24 protein-coding genes and 2 tRNA genes are annotated in these 25,821 nt (G+C 66.5%); 14 read left to right on the top strand and 12 right to left on the bottom strand.

Going from position 1 to position 25,821, the window contains the following annotated elements:
* Nucleotides 1-61 precede the first annotated feature (61 nt).
* Both gap and tkt read right to left on the bottom strand, forming a co-directional pair.
* Nucleotides 62-1,069 carry a type I glyceraldehyde-3-phosphate dehydrogenase gene (gap, locus tag AC3WJI_RS18345; RefSeq protein WP_492758731.1) on the bottom strand — a complete coding sequence of 336 codons (1,008 nt, stop codon included), beginning with the start codon at nucleotides 1,067-1,069 and terminating at the stop codon, nucleotides 62-64.
* Nucleotides 1,066-3,033 (bottom strand): transketolase, encoded by a 1,968-nt coding sequence (gene tkt, locus AC3WJI_RS18340; RefSeq protein ID WP_492758730.1) that lies wholly within the window; start codon nucleotides 3,031-3,033, stop codon nucleotides 1,066-1,068. Before tkt ends, gap begins: the two co-directional genes overlap by 4 nt.
* A gap of 166 nt (nucleotides 3,034-3,199) precedes the next feature.
* On the opposite strand from tkt, the gene AC3WJI_RS18335 reads away from it, so the two are divergent.
* The 5 genes from AC3WJI_RS18335 (at nucleotide 3,200) to AC3WJI_RS18315 (ending at nucleotide 5,307) form a co-directional block, all read left to right on the top strand.
* The gene (locus tag AC3WJI_RS18335; RefSeq protein ID WP_492758729.1) at nucleotides 3,200-3,391 is read left to right on the top strand and encodes a hypothetical protein; all 192 of its coding nucleotides are present in this window, start codon (nucleotides 3,200-3,202) and stop codon (nucleotides 3,389-3,391) included.
* Nucleotides 3,391-3,693, top strand: a complete 303-nt coding sequence (locus tag AC3WJI_RS18330) for a cell division protein ZapA (RefSeq protein WP_492758728.1) — start codon at nucleotides 3,391-3,393, stop codon at nucleotides 3,691-3,693. Before AC3WJI_RS18335 ends, AC3WJI_RS18330 begins: the two co-directional genes overlap by 1 nt.
* A gap of 378 nt (nucleotides 3,694-4,071) precedes the next feature.
* On the top strand, nucleotides 4,072-4,623 hold the full coding sequence (locus AC3WJI_RS18325) for a 5-formyltetrahydrofolate cyclo-ligase (protein ID WP_492758734.1): 552 nt from the start codon (nucleotides 4,072-4,074) through the stop codon (nucleotides 4,621-4,623).
* Nucleotides 4,605-4,838: a DUF2842 domain-containing protein gene (locus AC3WJI_RS18320; RefSeq protein WP_492758727.1), complete on the top strand. Its 234-nt coding sequence runs from the start codon at nucleotides 4,605-4,607 to the stop codon at nucleotides 4,836-4,838. Before AC3WJI_RS18325 ends, AC3WJI_RS18320 begins: the two co-directional genes overlap by 19 nt.
* Nucleotides 4,839-4,884: 46 nt before the next feature.
* Nucleotides 4,885-5,307 (top strand): DoxX family protein, encoded by a 423-nt coding sequence (locus AC3WJI_RS18315; RefSeq protein ID WP_492758726.1) that lies wholly within the window; start codon nucleotides 4,885-4,887, stop codon nucleotides 5,305-5,307.
* Nucleotides 5,308-5,323: 16 nt separating this feature from the next.
* Here AC3WJI_RS18315 and AC3WJI_RS18310 read toward each other — a convergent pair.
* From AC3WJI_RS18310 to AC3WJI_RS18300, 3 genes are all read right to left on the bottom strand, one after another.
* A tRNA-Asp gene (locus AC3WJI_RS18310) sits at nucleotides 5,324-5,400 on the bottom strand.
* Nucleotides 5,401-5,445: 45 nt separating this feature from the next.
* A tRNA-Asp gene (locus AC3WJI_RS18305) sits at nucleotides 5,446-5,522 on the bottom strand.
* 44 nt (nucleotides 5,523-5,566) lie between these two features.
* A complete protein-coding gene (locus tag AC3WJI_RS18300) occupies nucleotides 5,567-6,673 on the bottom strand; it encodes an AI-2E family transporter (RefSeq protein WP_492758733.1) in 1,107 nt (368 codons plus the stop codon).
* A gap of 216 nt (nucleotides 6,674-6,889) precedes the next feature.
* Between AC3WJI_RS18300 and AC3WJI_RS18295 the strand changes: the two genes are divergently transcribed.
* Nucleotides 6,890-8,353 (top strand): FGGY family carbohydrate kinase, encoded by a 1,464-nt coding sequence (locus tag AC3WJI_RS18295; RefSeq protein ID WP_492758725.1) that lies wholly within the window; start codon nucleotides 6,890-6,892, stop codon nucleotides 8,351-8,353.
* Here AC3WJI_RS18295 and AC3WJI_RS18290 read toward each other — a convergent pair.
* From AC3WJI_RS18290 to AC3WJI_RS18280, 3 genes are read right to left on the bottom strand one after another with little or no spacing between them, the layout of a single operon-like run.
* Nucleotides 8,350-8,679, bottom strand: coding sequence for a type II toxin-antitoxin system RelE/ParE family toxin (locus tag AC3WJI_RS18290; RefSeq protein ID WP_492758724.1), 330 nt, complete (start codon nucleotides 8,677-8,679; stop codon nucleotides 8,350-8,352). The genes AC3WJI_RS18295 and AC3WJI_RS18290 overlap by 4 nt on opposite strands.
* The gene (locus AC3WJI_RS18285; protein ID WP_492758723.1) at nucleotides 8,676-8,915 is read right to left on the bottom strand and encodes a ribbon-helix-helix domain-containing protein; all 240 of its coding nucleotides are present in this window, start codon (nucleotides 8,913-8,915) and stop codon (nucleotides 8,676-8,678) included. The genes AC3WJI_RS18290 and AC3WJI_RS18285 overlap by 4 nt, the downstream gene beginning before the upstream one ends.
* Nucleotides 8,916-8,953: 38 nt before the next feature.
* On the bottom strand, nucleotides 8,954-10,648 hold the full coding sequence (locus tag AC3WJI_RS18280) for a class I adenylate-forming enzyme family protein (protein WP_492758732.1): 1,695 nt from the start codon (nucleotides 10,646-10,648) through the stop codon (nucleotides 8,954-8,956).
* A gap of 215 nt (nucleotides 10,649-10,863) precedes the next feature.
* Here AC3WJI_RS18280 and AC3WJI_RS18275 point away from each other — a divergent pair, with 215 nt between their 5' ends.
* The 6 genes from AC3WJI_RS18275 (at nucleotide 10,864) to AC3WJI_RS18250 (ending at nucleotide 18,604) form a co-directional block, all read left to right on the top strand.
* On the top strand, nucleotides 10,864-12,078 hold the full coding sequence (locus tag AC3WJI_RS18275; protein ID WP_492758722.1) for a serine hydrolase domain-containing protein: 1,215 nt from the start codon (nucleotides 10,864-10,866) through the stop codon (nucleotides 12,076-12,078).
* 34 nt (nucleotides 12,079-12,112) lie between these two features.
* Complete coding sequence (locus tag AC3WJI_RS18270) at nucleotides 12,113-14,140, top strand: 3-hydroxyacyl-CoA dehydrogenase NAD-binding domain-containing protein (protein ID WP_492758721.1); 2,028 nt, start codon at nucleotides 12,113-12,115, stop codon at nucleotides 14,138-14,140.
* Nucleotides 14,141-14,315: 175 nt separating this feature from the next.
* The gene (locus tag AC3WJI_RS18265; protein ID WP_492758720.1) at nucleotides 14,316-15,476 is read left to right on the top strand and encodes an acyl-CoA dehydrogenase family protein; all 1,161 of its coding nucleotides are present in this window, start codon (nucleotides 14,316-14,318) and stop codon (nucleotides 15,474-15,476) included.
* A gap of 128 nt (nucleotides 15,477-15,604) precedes the next feature.
* Entirely contained in the window at nucleotides 15,605-16,708 is a 1,104-nt protein-coding gene (locus AC3WJI_RS18260) for an acyl-CoA dehydrogenase family protein (RefSeq protein ID WP_492758719.1), read from the top strand.
* Between the two features lie 101 nt (nucleotides 16,709-16,809).
* Nucleotides 16,810-17,694 (top strand): acyl-CoA thioesterase, encoded by an 885-nt coding sequence (locus tag AC3WJI_RS18255; protein ID WP_492758718.1) that lies wholly within the window; start codon nucleotides 16,810-16,812, stop codon nucleotides 17,692-17,694.
* 16 nt (nucleotides 17,695-17,710) lie between these two features.
* Nucleotides 17,711-18,604 (top strand): PhzF family phenazine biosynthesis protein, encoded by an 894-nt coding sequence (locus tag AC3WJI_RS18250; RefSeq protein WP_492758717.1) that lies wholly within the window; start codon nucleotides 17,711-17,713, stop codon nucleotides 18,602-18,604.
* On the opposite strand, the gene AC3WJI_RS18245 is transcribed toward AC3WJI_RS18250, so the two are convergent.
* The 4 genes from AC3WJI_RS18245 to AC3WJI_RS18230 all read right to left on the bottom strand — a co-directional run bounded on the left by AC3WJI_RS18245 (nucleotide 18,601) and on the right by AC3WJI_RS18230 (nucleotide 23,029).
* A complete protein-coding gene (locus AC3WJI_RS18245; protein WP_492758716.1) occupies nucleotides 18,601-19,386 on the bottom strand; it encodes an SDR family NAD(P)-dependent oxidoreductase in 786 nt (261 codons plus the stop codon). The genes AC3WJI_RS18250 and AC3WJI_RS18245 overlap by 4 nt on opposite strands.
* Before the next feature lie 127 nt (nucleotides 19,387-19,513).
* Nucleotides 19,514-20,530, bottom strand: a complete 1,017-nt coding sequence (locus AC3WJI_RS18240; protein WP_492758715.1) for a phosphotransferase family protein — start codon at nucleotides 20,528-20,530, stop codon at nucleotides 19,514-19,516.
* The gene (locus AC3WJI_RS18235; RefSeq protein ID WP_492758714.1) at nucleotides 20,527-21,612 is read right to left on the bottom strand and encodes a Zn-dependent alcohol dehydrogenase; all 1,086 of its coding nucleotides are present in this window, start codon (nucleotides 21,610-21,612) and stop codon (nucleotides 20,527-20,529) included. Before AC3WJI_RS18235 ends, AC3WJI_RS18240 begins: the two co-directional genes overlap by 4 nt.
* A gap of 133 nt (nucleotides 21,613-21,745) precedes the next feature.
* Nucleotides 21,746-23,029 (bottom strand): acyl-CoA dehydrogenase family protein, encoded by a 1,284-nt coding sequence (locus AC3WJI_RS18230; RefSeq protein ID WP_492758713.1) that lies wholly within the window; start codon nucleotides 23,027-23,029, stop codon nucleotides 21,746-21,748.
* Nucleotides 23,030-23,171: 142 nt separating this feature from the next.
* On the opposite strand from AC3WJI_RS18230, the gene AC3WJI_RS18225 reads away from it, so the two are divergent.
* Together AC3WJI_RS18225 and AC3WJI_RS18220 are read left to right on the top strand one after the other, a co-directional pair.
* Nucleotides 23,172-24,410, top strand: coding sequence for a TetR/AcrR family transcriptional regulator (locus AC3WJI_RS18225; protein ID WP_492758712.1), 1,239 nt, complete (start codon nucleotides 23,172-23,174; stop codon nucleotides 24,408-24,410).
* Nucleotides 24,411-24,531: 121 nt separating this feature from the next.
* Nucleotides 24,532-25,821: methyl-accepting chemotaxis protein (locus tag AC3WJI_RS18220; RefSeq protein WP_492758711.1), on the top strand; the 1,290-nt coding region annotated here is incomplete at its 3' end.

The following is a 25,821-nucleotide window of genomic DNA, read 5'->3' as shown; positions in this document are numbered from 1 at the left end:
GGACGGAACCGCCCCGTCGCACCCTCCCCTAGCCCCTCCCGCAAGCGGGAGGGGAATCTGGTCAGCCCAGCTTCGCCATCGCGGTCGCGGTGTCGACCATGCGGTTCGAGAAGCCCCATTCATTGTCGTACCAGCTGACGACGCGGACGAGCTTGCCGTCGATCACCGCGGTCTCGAGGCTGTCGACGGTCGACGAGGCGGGCGTGTGGACGATGTCGATCGAGACCAAAGGCTCGTCCGAATAGACGAGGATGCCCTTGAGCGGGCCCTCTTCCGACGCCTTCTTGAGGATCGCATTGACTTCGTCGCGGGTGACGTCGCGCTTGGGGGTGAAGGTCAGGTCGACGAGGCTGCCATCCGGAACCGGAACGCGGATCGCTGAGCCGTCGAGCTTGCCCTTCAACTCGGGAAGCACCTCGCCGACCGCGCGCGCAGCGCCGGTGGTGGTCGGGATGATGTTCATCGCGGCGGCGCGGGCGCGGCGCAGGTCGCTGTGGATCTGGTCGAGGATCTTCTGGTCGTTGGTATAGGCGTGGACCGTGGTCATCAGCCCGCGCTCGATGCCGATTTCGTCGTTGAGCACCTTGGCGACCGGGGCGAGGCAGTTGGTCGTGCACGACGCGTTCGAGACGATCGTGTGGCCGGCCTCGAGCTTGTCGTGGTTGACGCCGAACACGACGGTCAAGTCGACATTCTTGCCCGGTGCCGAGATCAGCACCTTCTTGGCGCCCGCATCGATATGCTTCTGTGCCGAGGCGCGGTCGGTGAAGAAACCGGTGCATTCGAGGACGAGGTCGACCTGGTTCGCGGCGTGCGGCAGGTTGGCCGGGTCCTTCTCCTTGGTCACGTGGATGCGCTTGCCGTCGATGACGAGGTCGTCGCCTTCGGCAGTCACGGTGCCCGGATACTTCCCGTGGACGCTGTCGCGCGAGAACAGCCAGGCGTTCGACTTGGCGTCGGCGAGGTCGTTGATCGTCACGAGCTCGAGCCCGCTGTCGGGACGCTCCAGGATCGCGCGCGCGACCAGCCGTCCGATGCGCCCAAAACCGTTGATCGCAACCTTCGTCATGCCTGTTCTCCGTTCAGTTTGGCGACGATCCGCGGGACGATGCTGCCCGCGGTGAGTCCGTAATGTTCGTACAAGCCCAGATAGGGACCCGAGGCGCCGAATACATCGACGCCGAAACGAAGTCCGTCGCTGCCGGTATAGCGCTCCCACCCAAAGGTCGCGCCGGCCTCGATCGATACCTTGAGCGCATCCTGCGGCAGCACGTCACGCTTGTACTGGGCGTCCTGCAGCTCGAAATGTTCGAAGCTCGGCATCGACACGACGTCGGCGCCGATCCCCTGCGCCTCGAGCGCCTCGCGCACCGCGACGGCGACTTCGACCTCGGAGCCGGTGGCGATCAGCACCACTTTCCGAGGCGCCTCGGCTTCGAACAGCGCATAGCCGCCGCGCGCGCAGCGATTCTCGGCAGCCTCGGTCCGGAGCTGGGGCAGGTTCTGGCGGCTCAATGCGAGCAGCGCCGGGCCGTCGGTGCGCGACAAGGCGAGCTCCCAGCACTCCGCGGTCTCGACCGTGTCGCACGGGCGATAGACGTGGAGGTTGGGGATCATCCGCAGGCTCATCAGATGCTCGATCGGCTGGTGCGTCGGGCCGTCCTCGCCGAGCCCGATCGAATCATGCGTCATCACATAGACGACGCGCGCCCGCTGCAGCGCCGACAGCCGGATCGCGCCGCGGGCATAGTCCGAGAAGACCAGGAAGGTGCCGCCATAGGGGATCACCCCGCCATGCAGCGCCATGCCGTTCATCGCCGCAGCCATGCCGAACTCGCGGATGCCGTAATAGACGTAGCGGCCCTCATAGGTGCCGGCGGTGAGCGCGACGAGCTGCTTGGTCAGCGTATTGTTCGAGCCGGTGAGATCGGCCGAGCCGCCGATCGTCTCGGGGAGCAGCGTGTTGATCTCCTCGAGCGCCATCTCGGAGGCCTTGCGCGTCGCGACCTTTTGCGGGTTGGCGAGCAATTGCTCGACATAGGGCTTGAGCAGGTCGACTGGGACTTCGCCGCGGCGGTTCCAGCCGATCTTGTCGGGGTGCGCATCGAGCCGCGCCTGCCACTCGGCATGCGGCTTGGCGCCGCGCTTGCCGGCGGCCAGCCAGGCCTCGCGGATGTCGCCGGGAATCTCGAACGGCGGGTGGTGCCAGCCGAGCGTCTCGCGCGCGGCGGCGACTTCGTCCTTGCCGAGCGCGGCGCCGTGGACCTTCGAGGTGCCCTGCTTGTTCGGCGCGCCCTTGCCGATGATCGTGCGGCAGCGGATCAGCGCCGGGCGGTCCTCGTCGAGCGCTTCCTCGATCGCCGCGACGATGCTGTCCTCGTCATGCCCGTCGCATTCGGTAACGTACCAGCCGGTCGCTTCGTAGCGCGCGACGATATCCTCGCTCGACGACAAGGACACCGAGCCGTCGATGGTGATCTTGTTGTCGTCCCACAGCACGATCATCCGATCGAGCTTGAGATGCCCGGCAAGCCCGATCGCCTCGTGGTTGATGCCTTCCATCAGGCAGCCGTCGCCGGCGATCACCCAGGTGCGGTGGTCGACCAGCTCGTTGCCGAACACGCCGTTAAGATGCCGCTCGGCGATCGCCATGCCGACCGCCATCGCCAGCCCCTGTCCGAGCGGCCCGGTGGTCGCCTCGACGCCTTCGAGCTCGAAATTCTCGGGGTGGCCCGCGCAGGGGCTGCCGACCTGGCGGAACCGCTTGATGTCGTCGAGTGTCGGGCGGGCATAGCCGGTCAGATGGAGCAGCGAATACAGCAGCATCGAGCCGTGGCCGGCGGAGAGCACGAAGCGGTCGCGGTCGGGCCATTTGGGATCGGCGGGATCGAACTTCAGATAGCGTTGGAACAGCACGGTCGCGACGTCGGCCATGCCCATCGGCATGCCGGGATGGCCCGAATTGGCGGCCTCGACCGCGTCCATCGAGAGGGCGCGGATCGCGTTGGCGCAATCGCTGAAGGAAACGGTCACCTGGACTCCCCTGCTGGTCGCGGACGCCTTTGGGACGCAGGCGCCCGCGCGTCAACCGCCGCGCCGGCCGGTTTTGTGAAGCCCTTCGCGCCCCACGACGAAACGATGGACCGTTAGCCGCATCGTCTCTTGCCGGGTGGGCTCGCGCTGCCTAATCGGCATAATCATGGCCTCAAGCCCGGAAGATCGCATCGAACAAGCACTGGCACGGATCGAGACCGCGGCAGCGGCGCGCGCTTATGCCACGGCACGCCTTGCCCGGCGGCACGCCAAGCTGCGTACGCGGATCGAGGAGGCGGTGGCCTCGCTTGACGGCCTGATGGCGCGCGAGAGCGAACGCATCGAGGTCGCCGACTGATGGCCGATGTGGACATCAGCATCGCCGGCCGCAGTTACTCGATCGCCGCGCGCGACGGCGACGAACCCCATCTGCGCCACCTCGAATCGATCCTGCAGAAGCACGCCGAGACCGCGCAGCGCGCCTCGGGCGGGCTCAACGCCGAGCGGACGCTCGTCTATCTTTCGCTGATCCTCGCGGATCTCGTGGACGAGGTGCAGCGCAATCCGCCGCAGGGCGTGTCGCCCGTGCTGCTCGATCGCATCGCCGACCGGCTCGAAGCGGTGGCGGCAGCGCTCGAAGAGGATGCAGCGGAAGCTTGACGGCCTCGTTGGAGTACAACGCTTTCCTTCCCGTTCGCCCTGAGCTTGTCGAAGGGCTGTTCTTGGTGGAGAAGAAAGAAAGAACGGTGCTTCGACAAGCTCAGCACGAACGGTTGTAGGGCGTCCCGCCGCTACGGAGAAACGATCTCGATTGGCGCAACCCAACTTGCGCCGCGCCGCCCGCCCCCCTACATGCAGAGACGGCGGGAACTGCCCGGTACGAGCCTTGGCATATCCCTGAGGCTATTCATCATCCATGGGAGCTGTCCCTGTGCAGATCCAGGTCTGTCGCACATGGTTCCCACCTGACGTACCAGGCGTCAGAGGATATTTTGGCAAACGGCCATGGCGGTCCCGCCACCGCATTCTTCCCGCATGATGCTCGACAAGCCCGCGCTCCGCGCCAAGCTGCGCGCCGATCGCGACGGCTTCGCCGCGATATCCTCAACCGCGATCGTCGCGCCCGAGGCGTTCGTCGAACGGTTGCGCGCCGGGATGACCGTCGCGACCTATTGTCCGGTCGGCAGCGAGGCGGATCCGACCCAGCTCGCCGCTGCCGCCGCCACGGCGGGCTGCATGCTGGCCTTGCCCTTCGTCGTCGACCGCGCCGCCCCGATTCGATTCCTCGCCTGGCAGCTCGGCGAGCCGCTTGTCGCCGGGCCCTATGGCCTGCGTCAGCCCCAGCCCGACAGCCCTGAGGTGGCGCCCGACGTCATCCTCACGCCGCTCGTCGGCTATGACCGCCGGCTCAACCGGCTCGGCCAGGGCGCCGGGCATTATGACCGCGCCTTCGCCCGCTACGAAAAGGCCTGGCGGATCGGCGTCGCCTGGTCGATCCAGGAAGTCCCCGCGATCCCCGCCGACATCTGGGACGTACCGCTGCACGCGATCATCACCGAGGAGGGCATGTTGTGGCACGCGGAGAAGTGAGGGCCAGCTGGCGCAAGCCCGCGGGCACGATCGCGATCCTGATGCTGATCCTCGTCTGGGTAGTGCTCGTCGCCAGCTTCTCGGCCCAGATCGGGGCACTGCCGATCCTTGTCCAGCTAGTGATCTATGTCGTGCTCGGCATTGTGTGGATCGCCCCGCTCAAGCCGCTGCTGCGCTGGATGGAAACCGGAACCTGGCGCCTGCCACGCAGTTGATTTTGCCAAGGCGCTTCAATGCCGGCTCGGAAATAGCGGAGATAGCATGACTTTCAGGCGCAGTCGCAATGCGGGTCTCGCAGGCTATCCGGATGCCGCGCTCCTGCTGGCGCGTCTTGTCATCGGCGCTTTCCTGATCTGGGGTGTCTGGGACGAGATCCAGAGCGGCACGCGGATGGCCGAATATGCGCGCTACCTGGCCGGCCACGGCTTTCCGCAGGCGCGCTGGATCGCACTGGTTTCGGTCTGGGCGCAATTCGCTTGTGGGGCCGGCTTCGTGCTGGGGCTCGCTACGCGCTGGCTCGGGCTGGTCTGCGCCGTCCATTTTGCAATCCTGCTCGCGATGATCGATGCACGGCTCGGCATCCGCGCGGCGTTTCCGGCGGTCAGCCTGGTCCTGTTCGGGCTGCTCTTCGCCACGATCGGCGCAGGCCGCTATGCGATCGATGCGATGTTCGGAAGGCGCTGACCTTCGCATAACGGCATGGCGCGAGTGACGGGGCTCGAACCCGCGACCTCCGGCGTGACAGGCCGGCGCTCTAACCAACTGAGCTACACCCGCTTGATCCAAGCGAGGCGACACATGCCGCTATCTGGAAGCGCCTCGTGGCGCGAGTGACGGGGCTCGAACCCGCGACCTCCGGCGTGACAGGCCGGCGCTCTAACCAACTGAGCTACACCCGCTCTCGAAGCGAGGAGGCGGGCACTAACCCCGGCTTTCGGGGGTGTCAACCGGATTGGTCGCGACTTTCTCGCCGGGGCCCGCGCGGCTCGGCCGGATCGGCGATCAAGGTGCCATGTTCGAACAGGAAGCCGGCGATGTCCGGCTTGCCCGCGGCGTTGAGCACGGTCTGGATGATGATCAGCAGCGGCACCGCGAGCAACGCACCCGGCGTGCCCCACACCCAGCCCCAGAAGCTCAGCGAGACGAGGATCAGGATCGGGCTGATCGTCAGCCGGTGCCCGACGATCAGCGGCGTCACGACATTGGCCTCGACCAGATGCGCGCCGATCATCATCACCGCGGGGATCAGCGCCGACCAGATATCGGCGAAGCTCATCAGCCCGCCCAGCCCGAGCAGCAACGCCGCCATCACCGGACCGATATAGGGGATGTAGTTGAGCAGGGCGACGATGCCGCCCCACATCAGCGGCGTCGGCATGCCGATCGCCCAGAGCGCACCCGCGACGATCAGCCCAAGCGTCACGTTGATCAGCGTGATCGTGCCGAGATAGGCCGAGGTGTCGTCGACCACGTCCTGGATGACGCGCGCGGTCGCCATCGCACCGCCGAAGCTCGCGCGCCGCGTGATCGCGTTGCGCCGCAGCCGCGTCCAGCCCGACAGGAAGAAATAGATCACCAGGATCGCGAAGAACATCTCGATCAGCGCCGAGGGCGCCGAGGTGGTGAACAGGTCGAACAGCGAGCGCGGCGGCGACACCGCGATCGTCTCGGGCTGGCGCACCGGAGTCGTCGCGAAATTGTGCAGCGTCTTGTCGACGAAGCGCTCCAGCCGCGAATAGAAGCGGATCAGCGGCTCGAGATTGTGCTGGATCTTGGGGATGCTCTCCGGAAGCCGCTGCATCCACTGCCAGGCGGGCACGACGATCGAGGCGAGCGCGATATTGGCGACGCTGAGGAACATCAGCACGCAGACGAACGCCGCCAGTGGCGCGGGCATGCGATGGCGCTCGAGCCATTCGAGCAGCGGCACCAACGCAATCGCGATCACCAAGGCGGCGGTGAGCGGCAGGAAGAAGGGCGATCCCTCGCGGAGCGCGAAGGGCACGCCGAACAGCAGTCCGATGCCGATCATCAGCGCGAGCGCCGCCATCAGCCGGTCGCGCTTGAGCCCGTCATGGCCCCCGTCATGACCGCTGTCGTGCGGTTCGGGCGGCAGGATCGGCGCGCGCGGCGCGGCGGGCGGGATCCCGCCGTCGCGCTCGCTTCCCCCGCCCATCGCCCGCGGCTGCTCGTCCACCCTTCGTTCTCCTTCACCCCGCTTCTAGGGGGCGGTTGCGCGGGCCGCAATCCGGGCTAGGGTCGCGGCATGGGCGAATTGCTACTGGTCCTCGATGAGGGCACCACTTCCACCCGCGCGATGCTGTTCGCGCCTTCGGGCGAATGCCTCGGCAGCCACGCCGCCGAGCTGACTCAGCATTATCCCGGCCCCGGGCTGGTCGAGCACGACGCCGCCGAGATCTGGACCCGAACGCGCGCCTGCGCACAGGCGATGGTCGATAAGGCCGGCGGCCCGGATCGGATCGCGGCGATCGGCATCACCAACCAGCGCGAGACGATCGTGTTCTGGGACAAGACGACCGGCGAGCCGCTCGCGCCCGCGATCGTCTGGCAGGACCGGCGCAGCGCGGCGATGTGCCGCAAATGGCGCGAAGCCGGCGAGGAACCGGGGGTGCAGGCGCGCACCGGGCTGCTGCTCGACCCCTATTTTTCGGGAACCAAGATCGCCTGGGCGATGGCGAACTGGCCGCAACTGCGCGAGGCGGGCGACCGGCTGGCGATCGGCACGATCGAGAGCTGGCTGGTGTGGAAATTGACCGGAGGCCTGCACGTCACCGACGCCACCAATGCCTCGCGCACCTTGCTGATGGGGCTGGGCTCGGGCGGGTGGAGCGATGGGCTGCTCGACATGTTCTCGGCACCGCGCGACGCCTTGCCCGAAATCGTCGACTGCGCCGGGCGCTTCGGCACCACGAAATTGTTCGGCGGCGAGATCGCGATCTGCGGGCTCGCCGGCGACCAGCAATCGGCGACGATCGGCCAGGCCTGCTTCGCCAAGGGCGAGACCAAGGCGACTTATGGGACCGGCGCCTTCGTGCTGACCAATGCCGGCCCTACCCCGCCTTCCTCGAAACACCGCCTGCTCGCCACCGTGTTGTGGCAGCTCGGCGGGCGGCGGACCTATGCGATCGAGGGCTCGGTGTTCGTCGCGGGCAGCCTGATCCAGTGGCTGCGCGATTCGGTCGGGCTGATCGACACCGCGCCCGAGACCGAGGGGATCGCCCGCTCGGTTCCCGACAATGGGGGGGTTTATCTGGTGCCGGCGCTGAGCGGGCTCGGCGCGCCGTGGTGGGAACCCGACGCGCGGGCATCGATCTCGGGCCTGACCTTTTCGAGCACCCGCGCGCACATCGTCCGTGCCGCATTGGAGGCGATGGCGCATCAGAGCCACGACCTGAAGACCGCCTTCGCCGCCGATGGCGCCGATTGGGCGCGTCTGCGCGTCGACGGCGGCATGGTCGCCAACGACTGGATGGCACAGGACCTCGCCGACATCCTCGGCGTACCGGTCGACCGGCCCGATTTCGCCGAGACCACCGCGTTGGGCGCCGCGATGCTGGCAGGGGTTGGGTGCGGGTTGTTTCGCGGACTCGAAGAAGCGGCAGCGATGCGGGGCAAGTGCGTGACGTTTGAGCCGAAGCTAGACGCGGTGGCGAAGGAGGCGCGGCTTGGCGGATGGCGTGCTGCAGTCAAGAAAACGCTAGCGCACTAGGCTGGCCATTCGTTGCGTAGCGCCGCCGCGATGTCGCGCCGATTGTGCAACAACCGCACGACGTCGACCGCCTCATCGTGCTCGACATAGAAAAATAGATACGGAAAGCGCCGGAGCCGTATCGAGCGAAGCCCATCGATATCCAGCGTCAGCGCATGGCTTCGCGATCCCAGCTGCGGCTGGCGTGCGAGCCTGTCCAGGCGCTCCGTCACTGCGCCTGCGAATCGCGTCGCCACTTCGCTACCAGCCTCGATACGATAACGGTCCAGCGCGACTGCGACATCTTCCTGCGCTCGCGGCAGGATGCGCAGCAGCTTCGCCGTCACTCGGCGGCTTCGCCTCGCGCTCGCGACCGCAATTCTTCGAAATATCCGTCATCAACGATGCGGCCGGGACCGGAGCCGATCCCCTCCAAAATCATCGCGCGTAATCGCGCACGCCCTTCCTCGCGTTCGATAAGGCCGAGCACATAGGCATCGGCAGTATCCAGCCCCCGATCCGCCGCCTGCGCATCGACGAACGCGCGAAGCGTTTCGGAAAGCGAAAGGTGCATGATCGTCATGGCTCCAATCTATGCTCTCGCATGCCTGCTGCCAAGCATCAGCCCGGGGCGAACAACCCCCGCAGTTCGGTCTTGAGGATTTTCCCATTGGCGTTGCGGGGCAGCACGTCCTGGGCGAAGCGGACCTGCACCGGCACCTTGAACCCCGCCAGTCGCGCGCGCACCCAGTCCTGTAGCTCGGCCTCGCTCGCCGTCTTGCCCGGTGCTAGATGAACCACCGCGGCGGGCTCCTCGCCCAAGGTTCGATGGGGCACGCCGACCAGCGCGCAGTCGGTCACCGCGGGATGCGCGTAGAGCACGTCCTCTACTTCGCTCGAATAGATGTTCTCGCCGCCGCGGATGATGATGTCCTTGGCGCGGTCGACGATGTAGAGAAAGCCGTCGGCGTCGAGCCGGGCGAGGTCGCCGGTGCGCACCCAGCCATTGACGAAGGTCTCGGCGGTCGCCTCGGGCTTGTTCCAATAGCCCTTCACGATCATCGGGCCCCGCGCCCACAATTCGCCGACTTCGCCGGCGGGGAGCTCGCGATCGCCTTCGACCGTCATGATCTTGAGGTCGGCCGCGGCCACCGGCGGCCCCGCGCTGGTGGGCCGCGCGAGATAGTCCTCGCCCGAATGCGTGGTCACCGTCGCGGTGGTCTCGGTCATGCCCCAGCCGTTGCCGGGCAGCGCTCCGAACTCCTGGTGAATCCGCTTGACCAGCTCGGGCGCCGAGGGCGCACCGCCATACGAGATGTTCTCGAGGCTCGACAGATCGTAATCGCCGCGCGCCGGGTGCTCGAGCAATTGCCAGGCGATCGTCGGCACGCCGCCGGTGGCGTTGACCTTCTCGCGCTGGATGACCGCCATCGCCAGCTCGGGCTCCCATTTGCGCATGAACACCAAAGTCGACCCCGACGCCACCGCGCCCATCATCGCCGCCGAACAGGCAGTGACGTGGAAGAGGGGAATGACGAGCAGCATGACCTTGGGCTCGGGCGTCGCCGGCGGGGTCTCCCCCCGACGCAGCAGGGTCCGCGCGGCGACATAGGCGCTCGACATGATGTTGGTGACGAAATTGCGGTGCGTCCCCAACGCCCCTTTGGGGCTGCCGGTGGTGCCGCTGGTATAGAAGATCGTCGCGTCGTCGTCGGGTGCGACCTCGGCATCGGGGAATCCGACATCGTCGAGCGACGCCCAGGCGTTCGCGGCGCCGATCAGCGATTCGAGCGCGACCGCCGGCGCGTCGAGCTCCCCCTTGGCGCGGCTCACCACGACGTGCTCGAGATCGGGCAGCTCGGCATAGCAATGCTTGAGCCGCTCGTGCCGCTCGCCGTCGACGAACAGCAATTTCGCGCCCGAATCCTTCATCGCATATTCGAGCTCGCCGCCGGTCCACCAGGCATTGAGCGGCACCATTATCGCGCCGATGCTGACGCCGGCGAAGAAGATCGCCGGCCATTCGGGCAGGTTGCGCATTGCCAGCGCGACGCGGTCGCCCTTGCCGACGCCCATCGCGACCAATTGCCGGGCGATATGCGCGGTGGCGCGGTAGTTCGCCTCGAAGGTGACGCGCTCCTGCTCGTAGATCGTGAACTCGCGCGCACCATAAGCGCGGACCATCTGCGCGAGTACGCGCAGCGACGGCGGCGCGTGCTTCCACACCCGTGTCGGAATGCCGCCGATGTCGACGGTCTCCATCTCGAACTTGGCGCCCGGCGCGGTCAGCAGTGCCTTGGTCTGCTCCAGCGACATCTTGGGCCATTCGGGGTCGAGCGGGACGATCGGTTCGGAAGCCAAGCCTTATCTCTCCAATTATCGTTTTCTGAATGTTGGGTTTGGGCATTCCTGCCCCACCGCGTGCAACGTTAGTGTTGATTCGCGCTGCGCTCAAGGCAATAGGGGAAGCGCACCGCCGAACCGGTGCGCACGTCCGGATTCGAACGAGAGGTATGTCGCCCGCGATGCACATGACGAGGTCCGGACGCTACGGATTCGACGCTTCGCGGCTCACGCGGATCGATGCGTTTCTCAAGGAGCGCTATCTCGACTCGGGCAAGCTGCCGCATGCCCAGTTGCTCCTAGCCCGCGACGGCGAGATCGCGCATTTCTCGCATCAGGGCGCCGCACGCGAAGGCGGCGCACCGGTCGACGAAGGCACCCTATTCCGCATCGCCTCGATGACCAAGCCGATCACCAGCCTCGCCTTCATGATGCTGGTCGAGGAAGCGAAGGTCGCGCTCGACACCCCGGTGCATCACGTGCTTCCCGAATTGAAGGGGCTCGGCGTCTATGCCGGCGGCGGGCGCGGCACGCCTTTCGCGACCCATCCGACCGCGACGCCGATGCGGATGATCGACCTGCTTCGCCACACGTCGGGGCTCACCTATGGTTTCCAGGAGCGCACCGCCGTCGACGCCGCCTATCGCGAGTCGAAGATGGAGAATTGGCACGGCAATCTGACTCTCGACGAATTTGTCGCGGCGCTCGGGCGTCTGCCGCTCGAATTCTCGCCGGGCGACGAGTGGAATTATTCGGTGTCGACCGACGTGCTCGGTGCGGTGGTCGAGCGCATCTCAGGACTGACGCTCGATCGCTTCTTCGCCGAGCGCATCTTCGCTCCGCTCGGCATGCACGACACCTTCTTCCGGGTGCCGGCGGACAAGATCGACCGGCTCGCAGATTGCTGGGCGCTCGACGATAGCGGCGCGCGGGTGATGTACGACCGCGGCCACGCCTCGGCCTGGTCGCGCTTTCCCAGGCTCGTCTCGGGCGGTGGCGGGCTCGTCTCCTCGGCGCTCGATTATCACCGCTTCTGCAGCTTCTGCCTGGGCGGCGGCGTGCTCGACGGCGTCCGGCTGGTCAGCCCCAAGACGATCGAATTGATGACGATGAACCACTTGCCCGGCGGTTCGGACCTCGCGACGATGTCGCGGTCGCTGTTCAGCGAGGCGACCAACGCCGGCACCGGCTTCGGCCTCGGCTTCGCGATCACTACCAATGTGGCGCGGACGCTCGTCCCCGGCTCAGCGGGCGAATATTATTGGGGCGGGATGTTCTCGACGGCCTTTTTCGTTGATCCGGTCGAGCGCATCCACATGGTTTTCATGACTCAGTTCACCCCGTCGATGCGCTATCCGATCCGCCGCGAACTCAAGACGATGATCTATTCGGCGCTGGCCTGAGCCACGCCTTTTCAGGAATGCAATGGAGACCCGAATGACTTCCCCCATCACCACCAGCCGCCAGGGCGACGTCCTGATCCTCACTTCGGACAGCCCGCCGGTGAATGCGCTGAGCAACGCCGTGCGCCAGGGCCTGCAGGCCGGCATCGAGGAAGCCAGGAACGACGACAGCGTCAAGGCAGTGATCATCACCTGCGCGGGCAAGACCTTCTTCGCCGGCGCCGACATCACCGAGTTCGGCAAGAACATGCAGGAGCCCTCGCTCCCCGTGCTGGTCGACCAGATCGAGGCGCTCGACAAGCCCGTGATCTCGGCCGTCCACGGCACCGCGCTCGGCGGTGGCTGCGAAGTCGCATTGGCCTCGCATTATCGCATCGCCGTGCCCTCGGCGAAGTTCGGCCTGCCGGAAGTCAAGCTCGGCATCCTGCCCGGCGCCGGCGGCACCCAGCGCATGCCACGCGTAGCCGGCGTCGAGACCGCGCTCGAGCTCGCCACCAAGGGCGATCCGATCTCGGCCGAGCAGGCGCAGCAGGTCGGCCTGGTCGATCGCCTCGCCAGCGAAGGCAATCTCCTCGCCGACGCCCTCGCCTTGGCGAACGAAGTCATCGGCAAGCCGGTCTCGCGCTCGTCCGAGCGCCCGGTCACCGTTGATCCCGCGGTGTTCGAGACCTTCCGAAAGACCAACGCCAAGCGCTTCCGTGGCCTCGACGCGCCTGCCACCATCATCGACCTGATCGAGCAGACCGCCGGCAAGCCCTATGCCGAGGGCGTCCAGGCCGAGCGCATGGGCTTCATGAAGCTGATCATGGGCACCCAGTCAGCGGCGCTCCGCCACATCTTCTTCGCCGAGCGCAAGGCGGCCAAGATCGACGGCATCGCCGAGGACATCCAGCTGCGCGACATCAAGCGCGTCGGCGTGATCGGTGCCGGCACGATGGGCGGCGGCATCTCGATGAACTTCCTCACTGCCGGCGTGCCGGTGACGATCGTCGAGATGGCGCAGGAAGCGCTCGATCGCGGCACCGGCGTGATCCGCAAGAATTACGAGGCGACCGCCGCCAAGGGGCGGATGACCGCGGAGCAGGTCGAGGGCGCGATGGGGCTTCTCAAGCCGACCCTCAATTTCGACGATCTCGCCGAGTGCGACCTGATCATCGAAGCTGTCTATGAGGAAATGTCGGTCAAGAAGGACATCTTCGGCAAGCTCGACAAGATCGCCAAGCCCGGCGCGATCCTCGCGTCGAATACCAGCTATCTCAACATCGACGAGATCGCGGCCGTCACCTCGCGTCCGCAGGATGTGCTCGGGCTGCACTTCTTCTCGCCGGCCAACATCATGAAGCTGCTCGAGATCGTCCGCGGCGCCAAGACCGCCGACGACGTGCTTGCGACCGCAATGGCGGTCTCCAAGAAGATCAAGAAGGTCGCCGTCATCGCTGGCGTCTGCTACGGCTTCATCGGCAACCGCATGCTGATGCCGCGCCAGGTCGAAGCCAACAAGATGCTGCTCGAAGGCGCCACGCCCGAGCAGATCGACAAGGTCCATGTCGCGTTCGGCATGCCGATGGGTCCGTTCCAGATGGCCGACCTCGCCGGTGTCGACATCGGCTGGCACCGCGACCCCAACCGGATCGAGAACATCCGCGATGCGCTCGCCGCCGAGGGCCGCTGGGGCCAGAAGAAGAGCGCCGGCTTCTACGATTACGACGAGAAGCGCACGCCCTCGAACAGCCCGCGCGTCGCCGAATTGATCGAGGAATGGCGCGAGAAGCTGGGGGTGCCGAGCCACGAGATCACCGAGGAGGAGATCGTCGTCCGCACGCTCTACACGATGGTCAACGAGGGCGCGCTGATCCTCGCGGAGGGCATGGCGCAGCGCGCGAGCGATATCGATGTCGTCTGGGTGTACGGCTATGGCTGGCCTCCGTACCGCGGCGGGCCAATGCTCTGGGCCGATACCGAGGGGCTGGCGAAGATCGTCGCCGGCCTGGAGAAATACGGCTTCGAAGTCGCGCCTCTGCTCCGCGAAAAGGCGGAAAAGGGCGAGAAGTTCAACAAGTGAACCGTGCTTAGCCCTCTCCCGCTTTCGCGGGAGAGGGTTGGGTGAGGGTCTTCTTCTTTCACGCGACCATCGCGCCCACGCTGAAGAAGAAGACCCTCACCGCTGCGACTAGGCAGCAAAGCTGCCAAGTCTCGCTCCTCTCCCGCGAATGCGGGAGAGGGTTTGGAGGACAAGGATGCCGGATACTGACCTGGAAACCTTCCGCGCCGAGACGCGCGCCTGGTTGGAGGAGAATTGCCCGCCTACGATGCGCACCCCGATGCGCGGCGAGAAAGACGCCACTTGGGGTGGCCGCAATCCGGTCTTCGCGCATCCCGATCAGAAGCTGTGGATGGATCGGATGGGCGCACGCGGCTGGACCGTGCCCGACTGGCCAAAGGAATATGGCGGCGGCGGACTCAGCCCGGCCGAGACCAAGATCCTCCGCGAGGAAATGGCGAGGCTGAAGTGCCGCAACCCGCTCAACAGCTTCGGCATCTCGATGCTTGGGCCGGCGCTGCTGAAGTACGGCACTGAGGAACAGAAGCTCGAGCATCTGCCCAAGATCGCCCGCGGCGAGATCCGCTGGTGCCAGGGCTATAGCGAACCCAATGCCGGCTCGGACCTCGCCGGATTGCAGACCAGCGCCGAGGATGCCGGCGACCATTATATCGTCAACGGCCAAAAGGTGTGGACCAGCTACGCCGACCAGGCCGACTGGATCTTCTGCCTCGTCCGCACCTCGAAGGAGTCGAAGCAAGGCGGGATCAGCTTCCTGCTGTTCGACATGGCCAGCGAAGGCGTGTCGACCAAGCCGATCCTGCTGATCAGCGGCTATTCGCCCTTCTGCGAGACCTTCTTCGACAATGTGAAGGTTCCCAAAGCCAATCGCGTCCATGACGAGAACAAGGGCTGGGACGTCGCCAAATATCTGCTCGGCCACGAGCGCGAGATGATTTCGGGCATGGGGCTCGGCGGCCCCGCCGGCGACCCGATGATCGAGGCGGCGCGCAAGGGCGTCGACCCGATCCTTCGCGCCCAGATCGCGCTGTTCCAGGTCCGCTCGCAGGCGTTCAAGGCGATGTCCGAGCGCTTCATCGACGAATTGAAGGCCGGCAAGGCACATCCCGCCCAGCCCTCGATGATGAAATATTACGGCACCGAGCTGAACAAGGCGCGGCACGAGCTGCAAATGGCCGCGGGCGGATCGGACGCGCTCGAATGGGAGAGCGAGGCCAGCCACCACGGCGCCGTCCCCCGCGCCTGGCTGCGTACCAAGGCCAATTCGATCGAGGGTGGGACGAGCGAGATCCAGCTCAACATCATCGCCAAGCGGATTTTGGATTTGCCTTCTTAGCCCTCTCCCGCCTGCGGGAGAGGGTTGGGTGAGGGTGTGTGGTGGCCTCACTCGACCGGCTGATTGATCCTGACTCACCCTCACCCCGGCCCTTTCCCGCAAGCGGGAGAGGGAGAAGGAAAGAGAGAATGCCCCTCTACCTCACCGACGAACAGGCGATGCTCCGCGACACCGCGCGCGATTTCGTCGCCGAGCACGCGCCGGTCAGCCATATGCGCGCGCTGCGCGACGCCGACGACGCCACCGGCTTTAGTCGCGACCTCTGGAAGTCTTTCGCAGAGCTCGGCCTCACCGGCATCCTGATCCCCGAGAGCGATAGAGGGCTCGGTCTCGGCCATGTCGAAGCGGGCGTGGTGCTCGAGGAGATCGGCCGTAACTTGTCCCCCTCCCCGTTCCTCACCACCGCGGTCGCCGCGGTCGAGGCGCTCAAGGGCACCCCGCATGCGGCGCGCTGGTTCCCCGGCATCCTAGCCGGCGAGACCGTCGCCGCGCTCGCGATCGACGAACGCGCCAAGCATGACGGCCGCATCGAAATGAAGGCCGAGCGCTCGGGCAACGGCTTCCGCCTCACCGGCGCGAAGCAGTTCGTCGCGCACGGCCATGTCGCCGACCTGCTGCTCGTCGCCGCCGCGACCGACCACGGCACCACGCTCTTCGCCGTGCCCATCGACAGCAAGGGCCTGACCGCCGATCCGCAGCGTCTCGCCGACGCCAGCCTCGCCGCGCGCCTCACTTTCGACGGCGTCGAAGTCGATGCCGACGCGGTGGTCGGCGAGGTCGACCAAGCCCCGCTCACCCGCCTGCTCGCCGCGGGCCGCACCGGCGCGTCGGCCGAATTGCTCGGCGTTGGCGGCGGCGCGATGGACATGACCGTGGCGTACCTCAAGGAGCGCAAGCAGTTCGGTCAGCTGATCGGCAGCTTCCAGGCGCTCCAGCATCGCGCCGCGCATCTCTACAGCGAGATGGAAGTCGCGCGGGCCGCGGTGCTCAAGGCACAGCAATTGCTCGACGCCGGCGACGAAAGCGCCGATCAGGCGGTGTCGGTCGCCAAGGCGATGACCGGGCTCGCCACCACGCTCGCCGTGCAGGAAGGCATCCAGATGCATGGCGGCATCGGCATGACCGACGAGTACGACATCGGCTTCTACATGAAGCGCGCACGGGTCCTCGCCGAGATGTTCGGCGATACGAACTTCCACGCCGACGCGCTGGCAAAAGCCGCTGGATACTGACCTTTCACCGTTCGCCCTGAGCTTGTCGAAGGGCCGTCTTTCTCCTGAGCGGAAAGAAGAACGGTGCTTCGACAAGCTCAGCACGAACGGTGTTGCAGAAGATGCCTGAACCCACCCCGCAAGAGCTCGTAGCCCAGCTCACCACCCTGCTCGACGTCGAGGAGATCGATACCGATCTCTATCGCGGCCCCCGCCTCCCCGGCGGCGTCGGTCGCGTCTTCGGCGGGCAGGTGATCGCGCAGGCGCTGCAGGCGGCGCAACGCTCGGTCGACGGCGACAAGACCGCGCACTCGCTCCATGCCTATTTCATGCGTCCCGGCGACGAGAACCACCCGATCATCTTCCGCGTCGTCCGCGATTTCGAGGGGCGCAGCTTCGCCAATCGCCGCATCATCGCGATGCAGAAGGGCCAGCCGATCCTCAACATGACCGCGAGCTTCCAGGCGCCGGCTGAGGGCCTGCACCACCAGGACGCGATGCCCGACGTGCCCGATCCCGACGCGCTCCGCTCCGAGCGCGAGCTGCGCGAGCAGATCCGCGACCAGGTGCCCGAGAAGTTCCGCCGCTTCTTCCTGCGCGCGCGTCCGATCGAGATCCGCCCGGTCCACCCACGCAACTGGTTCGCGCCCGAGAAGATCGCGCCGCAGCAGCACAGCTGGTTTCGCGTCGTCGCGCCGTTGCCCGACGATCCCGCGCTCCACCGCGCGATGCTCGCCTACGCCACCGACATGACCCTGCTCGGCACCTGCCTGCTGCCGCACGGGGTGAGCTGGATGACCGGCGAGGTTCAGACCGCCAGCCTCGATCACGCGATCTGGCTGCACGAGCCGTTCCGCTTCGACGAATGGCTCCTCTACACCACCGAAAGCCCGTGGGCCGGGCATTCGCGCGGGTTCAACCGCGGCAAGATCTATGCACGCGACGGCCGGCTGGTCGCCAGCGTCGCGCAGGAAGGGCTGATCCGCTTGCGCAACGACCGCGAGTGAAGGCACAAGCGGGCGCATGACGACGCGCCGCTTCCCTTATGTCACGCTCGACGTGTTCACCGACACCCGTTTCGGCGGCAACCCGCTCGCGGTGTTCACCGCCGCCGAGGGGCTGAGCGACGCCGAGATGCAGGCGCTCGCCGCCGAGATGAACTATAGCGAGACGACCTTCGTCCTGCCGCCCGCCGACCCGGCCAACACCGCGCGCGTGCGCATCTTCCACCGCACCGCCGAGATGCCGTTCGCGGGCCACCCCAATGTCGGCACCGGCTTCGTGCTTGCCGACCTGCGCCCCGAGGCCGGCGACGTGCTGCGCTTCGAGGAGATCGCCGGGCTGGTCGAGGTGCGCATCGCGCGCGACGACGCGGGCACTGCCGTTGGTGCCGAGATCGACGCGCCGCAGCCGCTCCAGATCCTCGGCACCTTGCCCGCGGACGCGATCGCCGCATGCGTCGGCCTAGCACCGGACGATCTGGTGACCTCGTCGCACCTCCCCACCCGCGCCAGCGTCGGGGTCGACTTCGTATTGGTCGAAGTCACGGGCGACGCGCTTGCTAGCGCCCTTCCCGATATCGCCACCTACCGCCGCGTCGCCGAGGAACATCTCGGCGCCGGCGACCGGATCTCGATCTTCCTCTACGCCCGCGACGGCAACCGCATTCGCGCGCGCATGTTCTCGCCTTTGTCGGGCACCTGGGAGGATCCCGCGACCGGCAGCGCCAACGCCGCGCTCGCGGCGCTGCTGCTGTCGCTCGACGGTGGCGACGAAGCCCGCTTCGAGGTCACCCAGGGCGTCGAGATGGGCCGGCCGAGCAATCTCAGCCTGCGCGCGTGGCGCACCGATCAGGGCATCCGCGCCAGCGTCGGCGGACGCTGTGTCCCGGTCCTGCGCGGCGAGGCATTGCTCTAGAAAGCGGGCTTGCCGAATTCCTGCCGCGTCACCGGGTGGCTCGACGAAAGCCCGCCATCGACGACCCAGGCCTGGCCGTTGACGTAGCTCGCGTCGGCGGAGGCGAGGAACAACGCGACGTGCGCGATTTCCTCGGGCAGCCCGGCGCGTCGCAGCGGGTTGAGCCGACCCAGCTTGTCCTCCTTGCCCACCTCGCGCGCATATTCGAACGCGCGCGCGGTCATCCCGGTCTCGATCAGCCCCGGGCAGATGGCGTTAACCCGGACATTCGAGGTGGAGAGCTGCTGCGCAGCGGTCTGGACCAGATTGATCACCCCCGCCTTCGACGCCGAATAGGCCGGCCCGCCCGCACCCGAGCGCAGCCCGGCGACGCTTGCGGTGCACAGGATCGCGCCGCCGCCACGCTCGACGATCCGCGGCCCGGCATGCTTGATCGCCAGCGCCGGGCCGATCAGATTGACGCGCAGCACTTCGGTCCACAGCTCGGCGGTGGCGTCGAAGATGCCGCTCGCCCCGCCCGAGATCCCGGCATTGGCGTAGAAGATGTCGAGCCCGCCAAAGCGTTCGCAGGCGGTCGCGACGAGGCGTTCGACATCTCCCTCGTCGCCGGCGTCCATCTGGACGGCGATCGCGTCTGACAGCCCCGCCACAGTGTCATGCACGGTGTCGCTCAGGTCGGCCGCAATAACCTGCGCGCCTTCCTCGGCGAACAGCCGCGCAGTGGCGCGCCCGATCCCCGAACCCGCGCCGGTGACGATGACGACCCTGTCCTTGAAGCGCATACCCACTCTCTTTCGTCACCCGGCCTTGTGCCGGGGTCCAATGTGCCGCAACGGAAGTCCTCGAACTTCCAGCCCTTCGCCTCGCCTCCCTGTGGCCCCCGGCACAAAGCCGGGGTGCCGGGATTGGCTAAGCCCCCGCTTCCCGCGCGAAATGCCAAGCCGAGGCCGCCAGCCCTGGCAGCCGCTCGACGGTCTTCGCGGCCTGGTCGCTCGACGCGTTGCCGTCGAGGACGCGCTTCTTGATCCCCTGGACGATTCCGGTCAGCCGGAACAGATTATACGCGAAATACCAGTTGAGATCGGGGACCCCGTCGCGCCCGGTCGCCACGCAATAGCGGTCGACCACCGCCTCGATCGTCGGGATCCCGGTCTGGGGCCCGGTCAGCCCCTGCACTCCCGAACGCCCTTCTGGCGCAGTCACCCAGCTCATCAGGAAATAGGAGAAGTCGGCCAGCGGATCGCCCAGCGTCGACAGCTCCCAGTCGAGCACTGCCAGCACACGCGGCTCGACGGAGTCGAAGATCATATTGTCGATGCGGAAGTCGCCATGGACGATCGACGTACGCGTCTGCGGCGGCACGGTGCGCGGCAGCCATTCGATCAATCGCTCGACCTCCGGCATCTCGTCGGTCTGGCTCATCCGGTATTGCTTCGACCAGCGCGCCACCTGCCGCTCGAAATAATTGCCCGGCTTGCCATAATCGCCCAGCCCGACAGCTTCGTAATCGACCGAATGCAGCGCCGCCAGCGTGTCGACGATCGCCTCATAGACCGCGGTGCGCTGTGTCGGCGCCGTGCCGGGCAGCGCCCCGTCCCAGAAGGTCCGCCCCTCGACCATCTCCATCAGGTAGAAGGGCGCGCCGATCACCGCCGGATCCTCGCAGAGGCCGTAGGGCCGTGCGACGGGAAAGCCGGTCGGATGCAAGGCCGCGATCAGCCGATGCTCACGCTCGACCGCGTGCGCCGACGGCAGGATCGGCCCGAACGGTTTCCGGCGCAGCACGTACGATCCGCTCGCCGCGTCGATGCGATAGGTCGGGTTGCTCTGCCCGCCGGGGAACTTCGCTACGCTGAACGGCCCGGCGAAGCCGGCGACGTTACCGGCCAGCCACTCGCCGAGGCGGGCTTCGTCCAGGTTGCTCATGCGAACTCGATCACCGAGCGCACGCTGTGCCCGTCGCGCAGCTTTTGCATTGCCTCGTTCACGTCTCCCAGCTGGATCCGCTCGGCGACCATCGTGTCGAGATCGAGCAGCCCGTCGAGGTACATCTGGACCAGCCGTGGCATGTCGATCGGGAAGCGGGTCGAGCCAAGCAGCGATCCCTGGATCTTCTTGCCGGTGAGGAAGGTCGGCCCCGGCAGGCTGACACTACCTCCCGGCGCTATCATCCCGAGGATCGTCGCAGTGCCGCCGCGACGAAGGATGTTCCAGGCGAGTTCGGCGGTGTTGGGCCGCCCCACCGCCTCGATCGCGTAATGCACCCCGCCGCCGGTGCGCTTGAGCACGTCCTTGACGATGGTCTCCGAGGTGGGATCGAGCGTGCCCGTCGCGCCGAGCTTCATCGCCAGTTCGCGCTTCTCGGGCATCGGGTCGATCGCCAGGATCTGCCCGGCGCCGGCGATCTTGGCGGCGTTGATCGCGGCAAGCCCGATTCCGCCTGCACCGATCACTGCGACGGTCTCGCCGGGGCGCACCCGGCTGTCGTTGAAGATCGCGCCGGCGCCGGTAATCACCGCGCACCCCAGCAAGGCTGCACGATCGAGCGGCATCTCCTTTGAGATGGCGACGCAGGCATTTTCGTGAACCAGCATCATCTCGGCAAAGGCGGACAAGTTGAGGAACGGCGCCAGCGGCGTGCCATCGGCGAGCCTAAGCCGCGGCTCGGCATCGGGCGGGCGGCGCGTCGACGGGTCGATGCACAAGGACGGCCGCCCGGTGACGCACATCTCGCACGATCCGCAGAACACCGTGAAGAAGGTGATGACATGGTCGCCGGGCTTTAGGTGCGCAACGTCGCTGCCCACCGCCTCGATGATACCGGCAGCCTCGTGCCCGGGCACCGTCGGCGTCGGATGGGGGAACGCACCGTCGACGAAATGCAGGTCGGAGCGGCACACCCCGCAGGCGACGGTGCGGATCAGCACCTCGCGCGGGCCCGGCTTGTCGACCCGTACCTGGGCGATTTCCAGCGGCTTGCCCGCTTCGAAAAGTACGGCTGCTTTCATCTTACTCCGCTCTCCGTCGCTGCTCCCCTCCCGCTTGCGGGAGGGGTCGGGGGAGGGCCTGACGTGCGTGGGTCGGAAGGAACCGCCCCGTCGCACCCTCCCCTAGCCCCTCCCGCAAGCGGGAGGGGAACATTCATCGCGAAACCCCGACCTCACCCGATGAAACCCGGTCTGCCTTATACTCCCCATATTTCCCGAACTCCGCCCGTGCGATCGCACGGTTGTGCACTTCGTCGGGACCATCGGCGAGCCGCAGCGTGCGGATCCCCGCCCAATCGTGCGCGAGGCCGAAATCGTCCGATACCCCAGCGCCGCCATGCGCCTGGATCGCGTCGTCGATGATCTGCAGCGCCATGGTCGGCGCCTGGACCTTGATCATCGCGATCTCGAGCTGCGCCGCCTTGTTGCCGGCCTTGTCCATCATGTCCGCCGCCTTGAGGCAGAGCAGCCGGGTCATCTCGATATCGATCCGCGCGCGGGCGATCCGCTGTTCCCACACCGAATGGTCCGACAGCCTCTTGCCGAACGCCACGCGGCTGACCAGCCGCTTCGCCATCGCCCCAATCGCTTCCTCGGCAACGCCGATCGTGCGCATGCAATGGTGGATGCGCCCCGGCCCGAGCCGCCCCTGCGCGATCTCGAACCCACGGCCTTCGCCGAGCAACACATTCTCGACCGGCACGCGGACATTCTCGAGCACGACCTCGCCATGCCCGTGCGGGGCATGATCATACCCGAAAACCGAAAGCATCCGCTCGATCGTCACGCCTGGCGCATCGAGCGGCACCAGAATCTGGCTCTGCTGCGCGTGGCGCGACGCCTCCGGGCTGGTCTTGCCCATCACGATCGCGATCTTGCAGCGCGGATCGCCGACGCCCGACGACCACCATTTCCGCCCGTTGATCACATAATGATCGCCGTCGCGCTCCATCCGCGTCTCGATATTGGTCGCATCGGACGAGGCGACCGCAGGCTCGGTCATCAGGAAGGCCGAGCGGATCTCGCCCTCCATCAGCGGCTTGAGCCATTGATCCTTCTGCGTCCGGGTCCCGTAGCGGTGGAGTACTTCCATATTGCCGGTATCGGGCGCCGAACAATTGAAGCATTCCGACGCCCAGCCGATCCGTCCCATCTCCTCGGCGCACAGCGCATATTCGAGGTTGGTGAGCTGGGTGCCCTCAAACGCGAAGCTGTCGTCGACATGCGCCTGCCCCGAATGCGGTGGCATGAAGAAATTCCACAGCCCCGCGGCCTTGGCCTTTTGCTTCACTTCCTCGATCACCGGGAGCACCTTCCAGCGATCGCCTTCGCGCTGTTGCGCGTGATAGTCGTGATCGCGTGGACGGATCTCGCTGTCTATGAACGCCTTCACCCGATCGCGGAACCAGGTTTCCCGCTCGCTCAGCGTGAAGTCCATCGCAGCACCCTCCAGTCTCTTTTCGACTCCTGCCTAGAGCGTACCGCATATTCGGTAAAGGGGGCGGACGCAGCGAAAAAACGAGACATGAACCTTCAAAAAACGCTTTGGCTGCGCAGCGAAATCGCTAAGCTGACATGCAATGAATGCACCTGGAAACTTCGAGAGCGGCGCTGGCACCAAGCGGTTCCAGGCGAAGCGCGACGCGATTCTCGCCGCTGCGGCCGACGCGATCAACGAGCAGAGCGCCAAGGGGATGACCTTCGCCGACGTCGCCCGCCGCGTCGGTCTCAACACAACGTCGGTCACTTATTATTTCAAGCGCAAGGAAGACCTTGCCGCCGCCGCCTTCGAGCAGACGCTCGAACGGCTCGACGCGATGCTCGATGCCGCGCTCGCCGAGCCGACGCCCGAGGCACGCGTCGCCCGCTATCTCAACATCAACATGGAGCGGTTGGCACGCATCCGCCGCGGCGACGAGCGCGATTTCGCGATCCTCTCGGACCTGCGCGCGATGGAGGATCCGGTAAAGGGCCTGTTGCTCACCGGCTGGCGCAACATCTTTCGCAAGACGCGCAGCCTGTGGGGCACCGGCGCCAGCCGCGCCGAGACCGATTTGTTCGGCGCACGCGCGCATGTGCTGCTCGAGAACACCTTCTGGCTGACCGCCTGGCTGCCGCGCTACGAAGTCGACGAATATCCCCGCGTCGAGGCGCGGCTGATGGACGTGTTCCGCTCGGGCATCGCCGCGCCGAAACAGGAATGGCGTCCCGAGATCCTCGATCTCGAGCATGACGAGCCTGAGCCGGGCCGCGAGGCATTCCTGCTCGCCGCGACGCGGCTGATCAACGAGCTCGGCTATCGCGGCGCCTCGGTCCAGCGCATCGCCTCCGAGCTCAACGTTACCAAGGGCAGCTTCTATCACCATCTCGATGCCAAGGACGAATTGGTCATTGCCTGCTACAAGCGCAGCTTCGACATCATCGCCGATGCCCAGCGCCTCGCCGAGAGCCATGAGGGCAGCCATTGGCAGCGGCTCGACAGCACGATCGCGACCCTGCTCGACTACCAGTTCTCTGAACGCGGTCCGCTGCTGCGCACTACCGCGCTGTCGGGTCTGCCGCCGCATGTCCGTTCGACGATGATCGACCGGTCGAACCGGATCGCGCGACGCTTCGCCGGCATGTTGTCGGACGGCATCGCCGAAGGCTCGATCCGTGCGATCGACCCGCTCGTCGCGAGCCAGGCGCTGATGGCGCTCCAGAATGCCGCGTTCGACATGCGCAAATGGGCGAGCACCATGCCACGTGAAAAGGCCGTCGCATTCTATGCCTCGACCTTGGCATTCGGGCTGTTCGACGATCGCGTGCTCGACGCTTAATCTAGGTTTCGGAGCGATTTACTGCCAAAACGGAAATATACTTAACCGACTAAGCGCCTGGGATCCTTCTATATTGTAAACCGTGCGCAACCGCACATGGCTTTCATATTTTGGATATTCCATGCTCTGGTTCATCAAGGACGCCCCCATCCGGCTGAAGCTGCTGATCGCCTTCGGGCTCATGTGCGGGCTCATCGCGCTTCCCACGCTCGCCGCGCTCATTGCACCCGGCTACGCGCTCACCATCGGCGCAGCGGCGACCCTGGCCGGATTGGTCTGCGCCACTTGGTTCCGCAGCGCGATCGCGACGCCCTACGTCACCACCGTCGTACGCATGGAGGCGCTCGCTAGCTGCGACTTGGATACGCCGATTCAGTTCACCGAATACAAGGACTGTGTCGGTCGCATGACCAAGGCGATGCACAGCTTCCGCGATGCCGCAAAGAAGGAGCTCTCGCTCAACGCCGAGGCTCGTCGCCACGCTGCGATCGTCCGCGGGATGACCGCCAATCTCAGCCGCCTTGCCGAGGGTGACCTGACCGCGGAGATCACCGAGGATTACCCGGGTGACTATGCCGAGCTGCGCACCAACTTCAACGCCGCACTCGTCTCGCTTCGCGGGCTGATCGGTACCGTCAACGACAGCGCATCGACGATCCGCTCGGGCTCGGGCGAGATCGCCCAGGCCTCGGAGAGCCTCGCCCGCCGCACCGAAGCCAACGCCGCCAGCCTCGAGCAGACTTCGGCCGCCGTCGCCCAGATGGACCAGCGTCTCAAGGTGACTGCCGCTGCCGCCGGCCGCACCGTCGCCCGTGCCGACGGCGCGATTTCGACCGTCTCCGACGGCCGCGCGATCACCGATGCCGCAGTGCAGGCGATGACCCGCGTCGCCGACAGCGCCAAGGGTATCGACAGCGTGATCGAGGGCCTCGACAAGATCGCCTTCCAGACCCGCGTTCTCGCCATGAACGCCGCGGTCGAGGCCGGTCGTGCCGGCGAGGCGGGCCGCGGCTTCGCGGTTGTCGCCGATCTCGTCTCCGCGCTCGCCATGCGTGCCGAAGAGGAAGCCGGCCGTGCCCGCGACCAGCTCACCACCACGCAGACCGAAGTCGTCGCGGCCGTCGAGATGGTCCAGAAGGTCGACGGTGCGCTGATGAACATTTCGAGCGATGTCGCCGAGGTGCATCAATTGCTTGGCCAGATGGCCAGCGACAACCAGGCGCAGTCGACCGCGATCTCGGAGATCAGCACGGCGATCGCGACGATGGACCAATCGACCCAGCAGAACGCTGCGATGGTCGAGGAAACCTCCGCCGCCGCGCGCAGCCTGACCAACGAAGTCGCCGGGCTCGCCGAGCAGGCCGCGCGCTTCACGGTGGTCGTCGGCCGCGCTCCGCACGCAGCACCCGCC

It is taken from the genome of Sphingomonas sp. FW306-1B-B10E (assembly GCF_058782005.1).
Note: the sequence above shows the minus strand (reverse complement) of the source record. Positions and strands in the feature narration are given on the sequence as shown.